Below are 12,907 nucleotides of genomic sequence, written 5' to 3'. Positions count from 1 at the left end.
GGGGCTCAAGTGCGGTGCGGGGCCTGCCGGATGGCGTCGATGACGCGGTGGGCCCAGTCCACCGGGCGGTCGTGGCCGAGGAGGCCGGAGAGGGCCGTCATGCGGGTGCGGCGGTCGGTGGGGGTGGTGGTGAGGGCGTGGGCCAGTTGGGTGACCAGGTCCTCGGGGGAGCGTGGGTCGGTGAGGAGGGCGGCGGGGCCGAACTCCTCGGCGGCGCCCGCGTGGTGGGAGAGGACCAGGACGCCCGGGCGGGGGAGGGCGGCGTGGGCGGCGATGAACTCCTTGGCCGTCAGGTTCATTCCGTCCTGGAGCGACGTCACCCAGAAGACGTCCGCCGCCAGGTACTCGTCCACCACCTCGGCGAACGGGAGGCTGTGCGGGTGGTAGTCGATGGGCTGCCAACTGCCGTGCTGCCAGCGGGCGTTCACCTCGGCGATGCGGTGTTCGAGCTGGGTGCGGGTGGTGTCGTGGGCGGTGATGCCCGGTTCGGGCGGTGCGCAGATCAGGCGGAAGGTCAGTCGGCCCCGGAGCTCGGGGCGGGTGGCGAGCAGGCGGTCGAGCGCGTCGACCTTCTGGACGGGGGCCTTGGCGTAGTCGAGCCGTTCGACGGACAGCACCAGTTGGCCGGTCGGCGGGCGGGGCGCGGGGGTGCGGGTGCGGGCGAGTGCCTCGATGGCGGGGCGGTCGACGCCCAGCGGGTGGACGCCGGTGCGCGGTGGGGAAGGAAGGGTGCGGCGGAAGCGGGACGCGAAGCCGGCGGTGTGGAAGCCGGCCCAGTCGAGGCGGGTGAGGGAGGCGCGCAGTTCGGCGGCGACCGGAAGGGTGGCGAACACCTCGGGCGACGGGAACGGCGTGTGGTGGAACAGCCCGATGCGCAGGTCGGGGCGGGCGGCGCGGAGGAACCCGGGGACCAGCCAGAGGTTGTAGTCGTGCAGCCAGACCGTCGCACCGGGTGCGGCCAGAGCAGTGATGTGCTCGGCGAAGCGGGCGTTGACGGCGCGGTAGACGGCCCAGGCGTGAGGGTCGAAGACGGAGCGTTCCGGTTCGGACATCAGGACCGGCCAGAGGATCTCCTTGCACGCCCGGTGGACGAAGCCGCTCCACTGTTCGGGGCTCAGCGAGACCAGGAAAGGCTGATCGGGGGGTGGTGACGGAGCCGACGCGGCAGCGACCCAGATGCCCGGTAAGCCGTCGGCGAAGGCGCTGCTCAGGGTGGGCAGGATGCCGTTGGGGCTGGCCGGCGGCCGGTCCTGCGGGGGCGGGCGGTGGTAGCCGACGACGAGCGCTTGGCGGCGCGGCGGCGAGGAGGGAGTCACCCAGCCGAGGGTCCGGAGGGCCGCCAGAATGCCCGCCGCGCCCGGCCGGTCGGGCCGGTGCACCAGCGGGTCGTCGCCGACCGCCGCGTCGAGCGCGGCTTCGGCGCCGCCCACGATCACCCCGTGGGTGCCGAGCCGGAACAGCGACAGGTCGTTGAGCGAGTCCCCGGCCACCAGGATCGACTCGGCGGGCCAGTTCAGCTTCTCGGCCAGCGCCCGGACCGCCCCGCCCTTGGACGCCTCCGGTGGCAGGACGTCGAAGTACCGGTCCCCGGAGTAGACCCAGGCCAGCCCCAACTCCTCGACGGCTGACAGGAGTTCGCCGGTGAGCCGGTCCGGCGTCAGGTAGTACGAGCAGCGGCCGTCCTGCGGTACCTCGCTCTGGTACTGGAGTGCGGGGAAGGCACTCAGCGCGGCGCGTACCCGGTGCGATCCCGGCCAGCCGGTGCGCAGCTGCCCCTGCAAGGGTTCGACGGGGGAGAAGTCGGTGCCGTCGAGGACGGTGGCGCCGACATCGGCGACGATCCAGCGCGGGCGCGGGACGAGGGGGTCGCGCAGGACGTCGCGGACCGAGTCCGGGCCGCGGCCGGTGGCGAAGACCACCGTCACTTCGGGGTGGCGGGCGAGTGCTTCGCGCAGCCGGAGCCGGTCGTCGGCTTCGCCGCCGAGCAGGGTGCCGTCCAGGTCCGTGACCAGAATCCTCGACATCCGACGGACGCTAACACGACGGCCGGATGTGGTGAAGAGGTCACTTCGGGACACCGGGGCAACTCGGTGATCCGCATCGTAGTTGTGCACCCTATTGGGCTCGGGGGAGCCGTTCCGGCCGGTTTTCGAGGTCGGCCGCGTGCAGGGCCGCACTGGAGCCCGGGGCGGTGACGGCGGCGGTGCCGCAGGTGGTGGCGATGGTCAGGCAGGTGGGGAGGTCGTGGCCGGACAGCAGGCCGTGGACGAGGCCCGCGTTGAAGCAGTCGCCGGCCGCGGTGGTGTCGACGGCGCGCACCGGTACGGCGGGGGCGTCGTAGCGCTTGCCGGACCGGAGCGCGACGGCACCGTCCGCGCCGCGCTTGACCACCAAGGTCGGTACCAGGGCGGCGAGTTCGGTGATCGCGTCGTCGAGGTCGGTGGCGCCGGTGAGGTGGAGGGCCTCGGCGGCGTTCGGGGTGAAGACGTCGACCTCGGCGAGGATGCGGCGCACCGCCGGGTCCGTCAGGGAGGCCGGGACGTCGTGGCAGTCCTGTACCACCAGCGTGCCGAGCTGTCGGGCGACCTCCAGGGCGGTCAATGTCGGTGAGTCCCAGTGGAGTTGGGGGAGCATCAGGACGGCAGGACGGTGCCGGCGCAGCAGCGGGACGAGCGGCGCCGGGGTCACCCGGTCCTGGTAGCTGACCATGGCCCGGTCGTCCGGGCCGGAGAGTGCGACGGTCAAGCTCCGTACGGGGGACGGGTGGTGGCGGAAGGCGCGTTCGTCCAGGCCCTCCGCGCGGGCCGCCGCCAGGACCTCGGCGCTGAAGACGTCCGTCCCGAAGTCGACGCTCCACACCGCCGTGCGGCCGAGCCGGTGGACCGCCATGGCGAGGGTGTACGCGCCGCCGGGGACCAGGGCGAAGCCGTCGGCGAACACCTCGCCGCCCGGTTGGACCGGGCGTGGCAGGCCGTGGAACACCAGATCCGCGAAGTAGGGCCCTGCGACCAGGACTTCACAGCTGCTGTCGCTCTCCATCGGAGGAGCATACGGGTGGCCGGGGAGCGGACGGGTGGGTTTCGGCCGCCGATCGGGGCGTCTTCGTCCGCCCACGGGCGGGTCCCCGTACAGGCGGCACGCAGCGCGGCAGCATCGCCGTGTAGCCGAAAGCAGAGGGAGGAGTGGACATGGCGGAGTGCATGGCGCTGGTGCTCGGGTCGTCCCGGGGGATCGGTGCGTCGACCGCGCGGGCGTTGAGCGCGCAGGGGCATCGGGTGGTGCTGCACGGTCGGGCGCCGAGTGCGGCGCTGGCAGAGCTGGGGAGTGAGCTGGGGGCGCCGACGGCGGCGTTCGATCTGGCGGACGGGGCGGTGGTGCGCCGGGGCGTGGCGGATCTGGTGGCGGAGCACGGGCTGCCGCGGGTGGTGGTGTACAGCGCGGGCGTGAACCGGGTGGTGCCGTTCGAGGACGCGTCGCGCGCGGATCTCGCGGAGGCGTTCGCCGTGAACGTGTGGGGCGCGGTGGGGGTGCTCCAGGAGGTGCTGCCGAAGATGGCCGCGCAGGGCGGCGGGGCGGTGGTGCTGGTGTCCTCGATCCGGGGTGTTGACGGCCTGGCCAGCGACCGCACGGTCTTCTACTCGATGGCGAAGGCCGCCCTGGGCAACCTGACGGTTTCGCTGGCCAAGCGTTTCGCTCCGGCGGTGCGGGTCAACGCGGTGGCGCCGGGGTTCACCGTCACCGACATGGTCGCGACCTGGGACGAGGGGACCTGGCGGCAGGCCCGGGGCAATCTGCTCGGCCGTCCCGCGGAGCCGGACGAGGTGGCGTCGGCGGTGGCGTTCCTGGCCTCGGACGCCGCGCGGCACATCACCGGCCAGACCCTGGTGGTCGACGGCGGGTACGGCCTGGCCGGTAAGTAGCGCGCAAGCGGTGTCACTCGAACGAGTGGCGGCGGGCCCAGCGGCGGGGGCGCCGTCGGGCCCGCGGAAGCACCGCGAAGGCCGGTCCGACGGCCGGGCACCGCCCCCTTGGGCCACCTGGCCCAAGCGCCGGACCGGCCCGCCCCGGCCGAACCTAGGCTCCTCGTAGCTCGGCGAACAGCCTTGCGACAGCTGCCAGGGAGGCAGGTGGGAGACATGGACACCGGCCCGACGATCACCGTGTACCTGGGCGCCCGCCCCAACACGCCCAAGGTCTGGACGCTTCAGCAGGCGGTCGGCAAGATGCGCACGCCAAGCGCTGCCTGGACGTACGTGCACACCGGCCAGCACTTCGACCCACGCCTCGGGCAGGGACTCTGCGACGAGCTCGACCTGCACGTGGACCGGTGGCTGCGCTGCGGCGACGCCGCCAGTGACGCCGAGCAGATCGGCCGGCTGTGCGCCCTGGTCGAGCGCGACCTCGACGAGCACCCGGCGGAGGCCGTGGTGGTGGTCGGCGACGTGAACTCCACCGTCGCCGCCGCGCTGGTCGCCGCCCGCCGGGGCACTCCGGTGATCCACCTGGAGGCGGGCCTGCGCTCGCCCGACCGCACCCCCGAGGAGGCCAACCGCCGCATCGTCACCGCCTGCACCGACCACCACCTGGCCACCACCGCCGAGGCCGTGGACGCGCTGCACGGCGAGGGCATACCGGGCGGGTCCGTGCACTTCGTCGGCAACCCCATGGCGGAGTGCCACCTCGCCCACCACGACCCCGACCGGGACGCGGCGACCCTGAACCGGCTCGGCCTCACCCCGGGCACGTACGTGCTGGCCACGCTGCACAAGCCGGCCGCGCTCAGCCACCCCAAGCCGGTGCTGGACGTGTTGCGCGACCTGGCCGCGCACGGCCTGACGCCCGTCCTCCCGCTGCACCCCCGGGCCGCGGGGCACCTGGCCGAGAACGGCCTGCTCGACCGCAGCCTGAGCGAACGGGTGCTGCCGCCGCAGCCGTACCTGGCCTTCGGGGCGCTGCTGCGCAACTGCGCGTTCGTGGTGACGGACTCCGACGGCGTCCAGGAGGAGGCCGCCGCCGCGCAGGTCGCCTGCCTGGCCACGGTGCCCGGCAGTGCCCGCGAAGTCACCCGGGCCGTCGGAAGCACGCACTTCGCGGACAGCTGGCTGCACCTGCCCACCCGGGACATCCTCGCGCGGGCCGCCGGCCGGCCCACCCGGCGGCCGGAACGCTGGGACTCCCGGGTCAGCGACCGCATCGCCACCGCCCTCGACGGCATCCTGCCCGCGCTGCCGCACCGCGGCGTCCACCCGCGCGCGGAGCGCCTGGGCAGCCGGACGCCGCGGGAGTCGCGGCAGTCGCGGGAGTTGCGCGAGTCGCGGCAGTCGCGGGCCCGCACCCGGGCGCGTTCCGGGCGCTGAGCCGGAAACACCGAGAACCCCAGGAGACCGAGCCATGAGCAGAGTTCTGCATGTGCCGTTCACCGGAGCCGATCGCGAATTCGACGACATCGGTCAGGAGATGATGGCGGCGATCGAGAAGGTGTTCCGCTCCGGGCAGGTGATGAACGGAGAGTCCGTGCCGCGCCTGGAGCAGTCGCTGGCGGAGCTCTCCGGCCGCCGCCACGCGCGCGTGGTCAACTCGGGCACCGACGCCGTGTACTTCGCCCTGGTGGCGGCCGGAATCGGGCCCGGCGACGAGGTGCTGCTCGGTGACGTCTCGTTCGTCGCGACCCTGCACGCGATCGTCCGGACCGGCGCCACACCGGTGTTCGTCGACGTGACCGACGAGGGCACCATCGACCTCGACCTGGCAGAGGAGGCTGTCGGGCCGCGCAGCAAGGCGCTGGTGGTCGTGCAGCTGTACGGGCGGATGGCCGCGCCCGACCCGGTGGAGAAGTTCGCGCGGGCGCACGGCCTGGCGCTGGTCGAGGACGCCGCGCAGTCGCTGGGCGCCGAGGTGAACGGGCGGCGCAGCGGCACGCTGGGGCTGGCCAGTTGCCACAGTTTCGACGCGATGAAGGTCATTCCCGCGCCGGGCACCGGCGGGGTGGTGCTGACGGACGATCCGGCGGTGGCCGAGAGCGTCGAGCAGCTCAGGCACTGGGGGTTCGCGGACGCCGAGAAGCGGCATGTGGTGCGGCTGGGGCACAACTCGCAGATGTCCTCGCTGACCGCCGCCGTCCTCGCGGTGAAACTCGCCCAGGAGGAAAGGTGGCTGAAGCAACGCCGTGCTACCGCCTCGACCTACTCGGCGGGGTTCGGCGACCTCGGGTGCGGCCTGCCGGAGCACGGCTCGCTGCGCGAGAACATCTTCCACAAGTACGTGCTGCGCACCCCGAAGCGGGACGAACTGGCCGCAGCCCTGCGGGCCTCCGGCGTCGAGACGCTGGTGCACTACCCGTACGCGCTGCACACGCTGCCGTTCCTGGAGCGGCACCCGCACCGGGTGGTCGGCGACGGCCGGGCGAAGAAGCACGCCGCCGAGGTGATCTCGTTGCCGATCCACCCCTACCTCACCGACGAGGAGATCGCCCACGTCGTGACCAGCACCCGCGAAGCGCTGCTCGCGGGCTGAGCTACAGGCGGAGGAGACCATGACCACAACGGACTTCGACGGGCACGTCCGCTACCAGTTCGAGTACGAGAACCCGATCCGCTGCGCCTTCATCGGCGCGGGCGGGCACTCGTACCGGAACGTCTACCCGTCGTTCCAGTACGCGCCGGTCGACCTGCGGGCGATCTGCGATCTCGACGGCGACCGGGCGGCGAAGTACGCGCGGATCTTCGGCGCCGCCCACAGCTACACCGACCACCGGGAGATGCTGGAGCGGGAGCGGCCGGACGCGGTGTTCATCGTGACGGCGTACGACAAGGACGGGCGGCTCCAGGCGGTCGATCTGGCGCTCGACTGCCTGGCGGCGGGCGCGCACGTGTGGATGGAGAAGCCCACCGCGACGTCGAGCGCGGAGGTGGGGCTGCTCCAGGAGGCGGCGCGGCAGGCCGGCCGGGTGGTGGTGACCGGAATGAAGACGGTGTTCTCGCCGGCCATGACCCGGGTGAAGGAGATCGTCTCCGGGGCCGAGTTCGGCGGGCCGTCGTCGATCTCCGTCCGCTACCCGCTGTCGATGCCGGCGTTCGAACGGCGCGACAGCCTGGTGGAGATGAACTGGTTCCTCGACTGCATCTTTCATCCGGCCGCCGTGCTGCTGCACCTGATGGGCCCGCTGGACCGGATCAGCCACGAGTGGGAGGAGCGCACCGGCGCCAGCGTCACCGTGATGCGGTTCGAGTCGGGCGCGATCGGCACGCTGCACCTGACGGCGGGGGAGTCGCCCAGCAGCCCGTCCAGCCGGGTAGAGGTGATCGGCCACAACGCCAACGTGGTGGTGGAGAACGGCAATTCGGTCACCTACTACCGGCCGACGCCGCCCCGTGCGTACGGCCGCACCGGGTCTTACCTGGTGCCGACGGAGGACGCGCCGCTGCACTGGGAGCCCGAGTACTCGTACGGGCAGCTGTACAACAAGAACCTGTTCTTCCTGGGTTACGTCGACGAGATCAGGTACTTCTGCGACTGCGTGCTGAACGGCACGTCCCCCGAACTCGGTTCGCTGGACCAGGCGTTCCACATCCTCCAGCTCTTCGAGGCCTACCGCCGGGCCGAGCCGGGGACGTGGACGACCGTCAAGGTGTAGCGCCCGCTGTCGCGTTCAGGCCCGCCCTGGCCGTTCGGGACGAGGAGAAGCCCCGGACGGCCGGAGCGGCCTTGGCGCGGCCGGCGGAAGGTCAGGCGAGGGTCACCGAGACCGGGAGCTTCTTGATGCCGTTGACGAAGTTGGAGCGGACCCGGGGAACGTCGCCGGCCAGCTCGATGGAGGCCAGGCGCGGGATCAGCTCCTCGAACATGATGCGGATCTCGGTGCGGGCGAGCAGGTTGCCCAGGCAGAGGTGGGGGCTGCCCTTGCCGAAGGTGATGTGGTCGTTGTCCTGGCGGGTGACGTCGAAGTCGTAGGGGTTGCCGAAGACTTCCTCGTCGCGGTTGCCGGAGGCGAACCACATGACGACCTTGTCGCCCTCCTTGATGTTCTTGCCGCCGAGCTCGACGTCGCGCGTCGCGGTGCGGCGGAAGTGGTAGACGGGGGAGGCCCAGCGCAGGAACTCCTCGACCGCGGCGGGGATCAGCGAGGGGTCTTCCTGGAGGCGGGCGAGCTGCTCGGGGTGCTGGAGCAGCGCCAGCATGGAGTGGCTGATGGTGTGCCGGGTGGTCTCGTTGCCGGCCACGACCAGCAGCAGGAAGTAGTTGTCGAAGTCCTGCGCGGTCAGCGGTACGCCGTCCTTCGGGGTCTCGTTGACCAGGCGGGAGATCAGGTCGGTGCCGTTGCCGCCGCGGCGCTGCGCGGCGAGTTCGCGGCCGTAGGCGAACACCTCGAGCGAGGCGGGGGAGCGGAACGGCAGGTCGCGGTACTTCTCGCTCTCCGCGCTGTGCAGCAGGACGTCGGCGTAGTCGGGGTCGGTGTTGCCGATGATCCGGTTGCCCCAGTCGATGAGCTGCTGGTTGTCCTCCGGCGGGACGTCCAGCAGCCGGGCCAGGACGTTGATCGGGAAGTCGGCGGAGACCTCCTTGACGAAGTCGAAGGTGCCCTTGGCGAGCGCGGCGTCCAGCGTGGTGGCGGTCAGGCCGCGCAGGAAGTCGGCGTAGCTGTTGATGACGCTCGCGCCGAACTGGCGCTGGAGCAGGCTGCGCAGGGCGCGGTGGCGGACGCCGTCGAGCTCCAGGATGGAGGCGCGCTTCTTGATCTGGTCGTCGTCGACCTCCTCCAGGTTGACGAACCGGGCGGAGGTGAAGGTCTCGGCGTCGCGGTCGACGCGGGCGATGTCGGCGTGCTTGGTGAGCGCCCAGAAGCCGGAGTTGGGCGCTTCCTCCTCCTGCCAGTGCACCGGGTCCTGGTGGCGCAGGGTGTGGAACATCCGGTACGGGGTGACACCGTCGGTGAAGTTGTCGAGATCGGCCAGGTTCACCTGGTCCAGCGGCATCGGCTCGGGCACGGCACCGGAAACGGCAGCGGTGGTCATGGGAATCGCTCCTCGGCTTACAGGTGGTAGGCGTACTCGGTGAACTCCCAGTCGGTGACGTGCCGATGGAAGCGGGCGACCTCGTCGCGCTTGTACGAGAGGTAGGCGGTGGTGAAGTCCTTACCGAGCACCTCGGTCAGCGCGGTGTCGGCCTCCAGCGCGTCGAGCGCGTCGGGCAGGGACTGCGGCAGGACCGGGGACTTGGCGGGGTCGTAGCCGTAGCCCTCCAGCGGGGCAGGCGGCTCGTCGCCGGCGATCACGCCGAGCAGCGCGGCCGCGAGGGTGCCGGCGATCAGCAGGTAGGGGTTGGCGCTGGCGTCGCCGAGGCGCAGTTCGAAGCGGGAGCCGCCGCCGCGCTCCGGGGGGATGCGGACCATGGCGCTGCGGTTGTCGAGGCCCCAGTCGATCAGCCACGGGGCGAGGGTGTCGGGGCCGAAGCGCTTGTAGGAGTTGATCGTCGGGTTGGACAGCGCGGCGAGCGCGGGGGCGTGCGCGAGGATGCCCGCGACCGCGTGGCGGGCGGTGGTGCTCAGCCCGTACGGGGCGGACGGGTCGTCGAACAGGTTGCCGCCCTCGTCGTCCGTGCAGGACAGGTGCAGGTGGAAGCCGGAGCCGCCGGCGCCCATGAACGGCTTGGCCATGAAGGTGGCCAACCGGCCTTCGGTGCGGGCCAGTTCCTTGATGGCGGACTTGAAGCGGAAGGCCCGGTCGGCGGCCGACATGGCGTCCGAGTGGGTCAGGTTGATCTCGAACTGCGAGCCGTCGAACTCGTGGTTCCCGCTGGTGACGCCGATGTTCAGCTCGCGCAGCCGGCGCAGGGTGCGCAGCAGGTGGTTGTCGCCGTCGGCGCGCAGGCCCGCGGTGTAGACGACGCCGGAGGCGTCGCTGTAGCGGCGCCAGCCGCGGGCGGTGTCGGGGGCCGGGTCGCACAGGAAGTACTCGAGCTCGGGGCCGACGATCGGGTGCAGGCCGTACTCGCGGGCCCGTTCGACGACGGCGCGCAGCAGGTCGCGGGGCGACTCGGGGGCGGGGCGTCCGGTGGCGGGGTCGGTGACGTCGCCGAGACAGGTGGCGACGCCGGGCTCCCACGGCAGCGGGGTGAGGGTGTCGAGGTCGGGGCGCACGCAGATGTCGGGCAGGCCCGCGTCCAGGCCGCCGGGGACGGCGACGACGTCGCCCTGCGGGCTGGTGTGGTAGACGGCGCGGCAGAACGCCAGGCCGTGGTCGCAGGCCGAGGGCAGGTGGTCCAGCAGCACGTCCCGGGCCCGTTCGGTGCCGATCAGGTCGGGATAGGTCACCCGGACCACGTCGATGCCCTGGGCGGCCAGCCGCTCCTGGTGGTGGCGGACGGGCGGGGTGTCGGATGCGCTCACCGGTGTCTCCTGTGGGGAAGTGTGGGGCGCCGCCCAGGACGCGCGGGGTACGGGCGCTCGCGGTGCTGGGGGGAGGGGAGCGGCAGGTTCGGACTGCGGTTGGGCGCAGGAACCGCTCGCTGTTGGTGGCCAACCGTAGAGACGCAGGTCACCGGCCCGCAAGGGGTCCGGCACATAAATTTATCCATCCGTATAGCTATTGACCCGGGGCTGGCTGCTTCCTATGTTGTTTGACGCCAAATGACTTTCCGGCGCCCCCTCAGCCCCACCCACCCCCAGGAGGACCGGCCATGCAGGTCGTCGTCGACATGAACAAGTGCCAGGACCACGGCCAGTGCGTCTTCGCCGCCCCCGACGTCTTCTCCTTCGACGAAGCCGGCCGTCTCGCGTACGTCGCCGACCCCGACGAGGCGCTGCGCGCCGACGTCGAGGAAGCCGCCGACGTCTGCCCGCTGCAGGCCATCCGGATCGAAGGCTGAGCCGGTGAACGCCGCACCCATCGTGGTGGCCGGCGCCTCCATGGCCGGCCTGCGCACCGCCGAACAGCTGCGCGCCGCCGGCTGGACCGGCCCGATCACCCTCGTCGGGGACGAGCCCCACGCGCCGTACAACCGGCCCCCGCTGTCCAAGGAAGTGCTGGCCGGCAAGGCCACCTTCGAGTCGCTCGCCTTCCGCCCCCGGGCCGCCGTCGCCGACGTCGAGTGGCGCCTCGGGACCTCGGTGGTCCGCGCCGACCTCGCCCGGCAGATCGTCGAACTCTCCGACGGCGAGAGCCTGTCGTACGCCGCACTGGTCGCCGCCACCGGCATGCGCTCGCGCCGCCTGCGCTGCCCCGGCCCCACCGCCGGGCGGCACACCGTCCGCACCCTGGACGACGCCCAGGAGCTGCGCGCCGCACTGACCGCCCCCGGCGCGCGGGTGGTGGTGGTCGGCGCCGGCTTCATCGGCTGCGAGGTCGCCGCCACCGCCGTGGCGCTCGGCGCCGCCGAGGTCACCGTGGTCGACCCGCTGCCGCTGCCGATGGCCGGACCGCTCGGCGAACTGCTCGGCGGCGCGCTGAAGCGCCGGCACGAACAGCGCGGCGTCCGCTTCGCACTCGGCTGCGGCGTGACCGGCTTCGAGGGCGAGGAGCACGTCACCGGCGTGGCGCTCGCCGACGGCCGGGTGCTGCCCGCCGACGTGGTGGTGGAGTCGGTCGGCTCGGTGGCCAACACCGAGTGGCTCGACGGCAACGGACTCGACCTCACCGACGGCGTGCTCACCGACCGGCACCTGCGGGTCGGCGGCCGGCCGGAGGTGGTCGCCGTCGGCGACGTCGCCCGCTTCCCCAACGCCCGCTACGACGGCCTGCCGCGCCGCGTCGAGCACTGGTCGATCCCCACCGACACCGCCAAGCACGCCGCCAAGGTGCTCCTCGCGCACCTCACCGGCACCGAGCACGGCCTCGACCCGTTCGCGCCGCTGCCGACCTTCTGGAGCGACCAGCACGACTTCCGCCTCCAGTCCTTCGGCGCCCCCGCCCTCGGCCGCGAGGACGTGCGCGTCCTGGACGGCGACCCGGACGGGGACGTCCTGGTCGGCTACCACCACGGCGAACGCCTGGTCGGCGTCGTCGCCCTCGGCGGCCAGCAGGCCGCGGCCGCCGCCGCCCGCTACCGCGCCGAGCTGCTCAAGCAGCCCGCCCCCACCGCGTAAGGAACCCAAGTGGCCGATGTCCGTGGATACTTCCACCCCAAGACCGCGACGGGCTCCTCGTCGCTGATCCCCTCGCCGCCGTGGCGCTACTCCGGCGACCTGCTCACCATCGAGTACCGCACCGACCCGGAGCGGGTGCGCGAACTGCTGCCCGAGCCGCTGGAACTCGCCGACGAGGACCCCGGCGCGGTCGCGCTGATCTGGGCCGACTGGCAGTCCTGCTCCGCCTCCGGCCGGGAACTGCTCGACCCGGTGCTCGCCCAGTACAAGGAAGCCTTCGCGGTCGTCCGCTGCAAGTTCCAGGGGCAGACGTACTCGCGCTGCGTGTACATCTGGGTCGACAAGGACTTCGCGATCGCCCGCGGCCTGCACCAGGGCTACCCGAAGAAGCTCGGCTCGATCCACCAGACCCGCCCGCACCCCTACGGCCCCGCGCCGCGGATCGAGGCCGGCGCCCGGTTCGGCGCCACCCTCGCCGCCGCCGACCGCCGCCTGGCCCAGGCCGTGGTGACGCTGCGCGAGCCGTCCGAGACCAACGGGTTCGTCAACGGCCACCCGATGGCCCACCACCGCTGGCTGCCCTCGATCGAGAAGGGCCAGGGCCTCGCCCTGGACGAGCTGGTCGCCTCCGGCGCCGCCTCCTTCGAAGCCGGACCGGCCTGGGTCGGCGACTTCGACCTGGACCTGTTCGAGTCGCCCACCGAGGAGCTCGCCCGGCTGGAGATCCGCGAGCCCATCGCCGCCTACTACCGCCAGGTCGGCGTGGTCTGGGACGGCGGCCGGCTGCTGGCCTCCAACACCACCACCGTCGCCGCCGAGTAACTCCCG

General features: G+C 72.4%; 11 protein-coding genes. 7 read left to right on the top strand and 4 right to left on the bottom strand.

Going from position 1 to position 12,907, the window contains the following annotated elements:
* Positions 1–5: 5 nt before the first annotated feature.
* Positions 6–2,024 (bottom strand): HAD-IIB family hydrolase, encoded by a 2,019-nt coding sequence (locus tag ACIHEI_RS05115; protein WP_396605650.1) that lies wholly within the window; start codon positions 2,022–2,024, stop codon positions 6–8.
* A gap of 91 nt (positions 2,025–2,115) precedes the next feature.
* Positions 2,116–3,039: a carbohydrate kinase family protein gene (locus ACIHEI_RS05110; RefSeq protein WP_396605649.1), complete on the bottom strand. Its 924-nt coding sequence runs from the start codon at positions 3,037–3,039 to the stop codon at positions 2,116–2,118.
* 149 nt (positions 3,040–3,188) lie between these two features.
* Between ACIHEI_RS05110 and ACIHEI_RS05105 the strand changes: the two genes are divergently transcribed.
* The 4 genes from ACIHEI_RS05105 (at position 3,189) to ACIHEI_RS05090 (ending at position 7,633) form a co-directional block, all read left to right on the top strand.
* Positions 3,189–3,920 carry an SDR family NAD(P)-dependent oxidoreductase gene (locus ACIHEI_RS05105; protein WP_396605648.1) on the top strand — a complete coding sequence of 244 codons (732 nt, stop codon included), beginning with the start codon at positions 3,189–3,191 and terminating at the stop codon, positions 3,918–3,920.
* A gap of 216 nt (positions 3,921–4,136) precedes the next feature.
* Positions 4,137–5,357, top strand: coding sequence for a UDP-N-acetylglucosamine 2-epimerase (locus tag ACIHEI_RS05100; protein ID WP_396605647.1), 1,221 nt, complete (start codon positions 4,137–4,139; stop codon positions 5,355–5,357).
* A gap of 34 nt (positions 5,358–5,391) precedes the next feature.
* Positions 5,392–6,513 carry a DegT/DnrJ/EryC1/StrS family aminotransferase gene (locus tag ACIHEI_RS05095; protein ID WP_396605646.1) on the top strand — a complete coding sequence of 374 codons (1,122 nt, stop codon included), beginning with the start codon at positions 5,392–5,394 and terminating at the stop codon, positions 6,511–6,513.
* A 19-nt stretch (positions 6,514–6,532) separates the two neighbouring features.
* Positions 6,533–7,633: a Gfo/Idh/MocA family oxidoreductase gene (locus ACIHEI_RS05090; protein ID WP_392950537.1), complete on the top strand. Its 1,101-nt coding sequence runs from the start codon at positions 6,533–6,535 to the stop codon at positions 7,631–7,633.
* Between the two features lie 91 nt (positions 7,634–7,724).
* Here the strand turns inward: ACIHEI_RS05090 and ACIHEI_RS05085 are convergent, their stop codons facing one another.
* Both ACIHEI_RS05085 and ACIHEI_RS05080 read right to left on the bottom strand, forming a co-directional pair.
* Positions 7,725–9,011 carry a cytochrome P450 gene (locus ACIHEI_RS05085; RefSeq protein ID WP_396605645.1) on the bottom strand — a complete coding sequence of 429 codons (1,287 nt, stop codon included), beginning with the start codon at positions 9,009–9,011 and terminating at the stop codon, positions 7,725–7,727.
* Positions 9,012–9,028: 17 nt separating this feature from the next.
* The gene (locus ACIHEI_RS05080; protein ID WP_387636032.1) at positions 9,029–10,384 is read right to left on the bottom strand and encodes a glutamine synthetase family protein; all 1,356 of its coding nucleotides are present in this window, start codon (positions 10,382–10,384) and stop codon (positions 9,029–9,031) included.
* A 290-nt stretch (positions 10,385–10,674) separates the two neighbouring features.
* Here ACIHEI_RS05080 and ACIHEI_RS05075 point away from each other — a divergent pair, with 290 nt between their 5' ends.
* From ACIHEI_RS05075 to ACIHEI_RS05065, 3 genes are read left to right on the top strand one after another with little or no spacing between them, the layout of a single operon-like run.
* The gene (locus tag ACIHEI_RS05075; RefSeq protein WP_387636030.1) at positions 10,675–10,863 is read left to right on the top strand and encodes a ferredoxin; all 189 of its coding nucleotides are present in this window, start codon (positions 10,675–10,677) and stop codon (positions 10,861–10,863) included.
* 19 nt (positions 10,864–10,882) lie between these two features.
* Positions 10,883–12,079: an NAD(P)/FAD-dependent oxidoreductase gene (locus tag ACIHEI_RS05070; RefSeq protein WP_396605867.1), complete on the top strand. Its 1,197-nt coding sequence runs from the start codon at positions 10,883–10,885 to the stop codon at positions 12,077–12,079.
* 9 nt (positions 12,080–12,088) lie between these two features.
* Complete coding sequence (locus ACIHEI_RS05065) at positions 12,089–12,901, top strand: acetoacetate decarboxylase family protein (RefSeq protein WP_387636028.1); 813 nt, start codon at positions 12,089–12,091, stop codon at positions 12,899–12,901.
* Positions 12,902–12,907: the final 6 nt, after the last annotated feature.

The organism is Kitasatospora sp. NPDC051984 (assembly GCF_044593455.1).
In the GTDB taxonomy this organism is placed as follows: domain Bacteria; phylum Actinomycetota; class Actinomycetes; order Streptomycetales; family Streptomycetaceae; genus Kitasatospora.
This window is presented reverse-complemented; position numbering and strand designations above follow the sequence as displayed.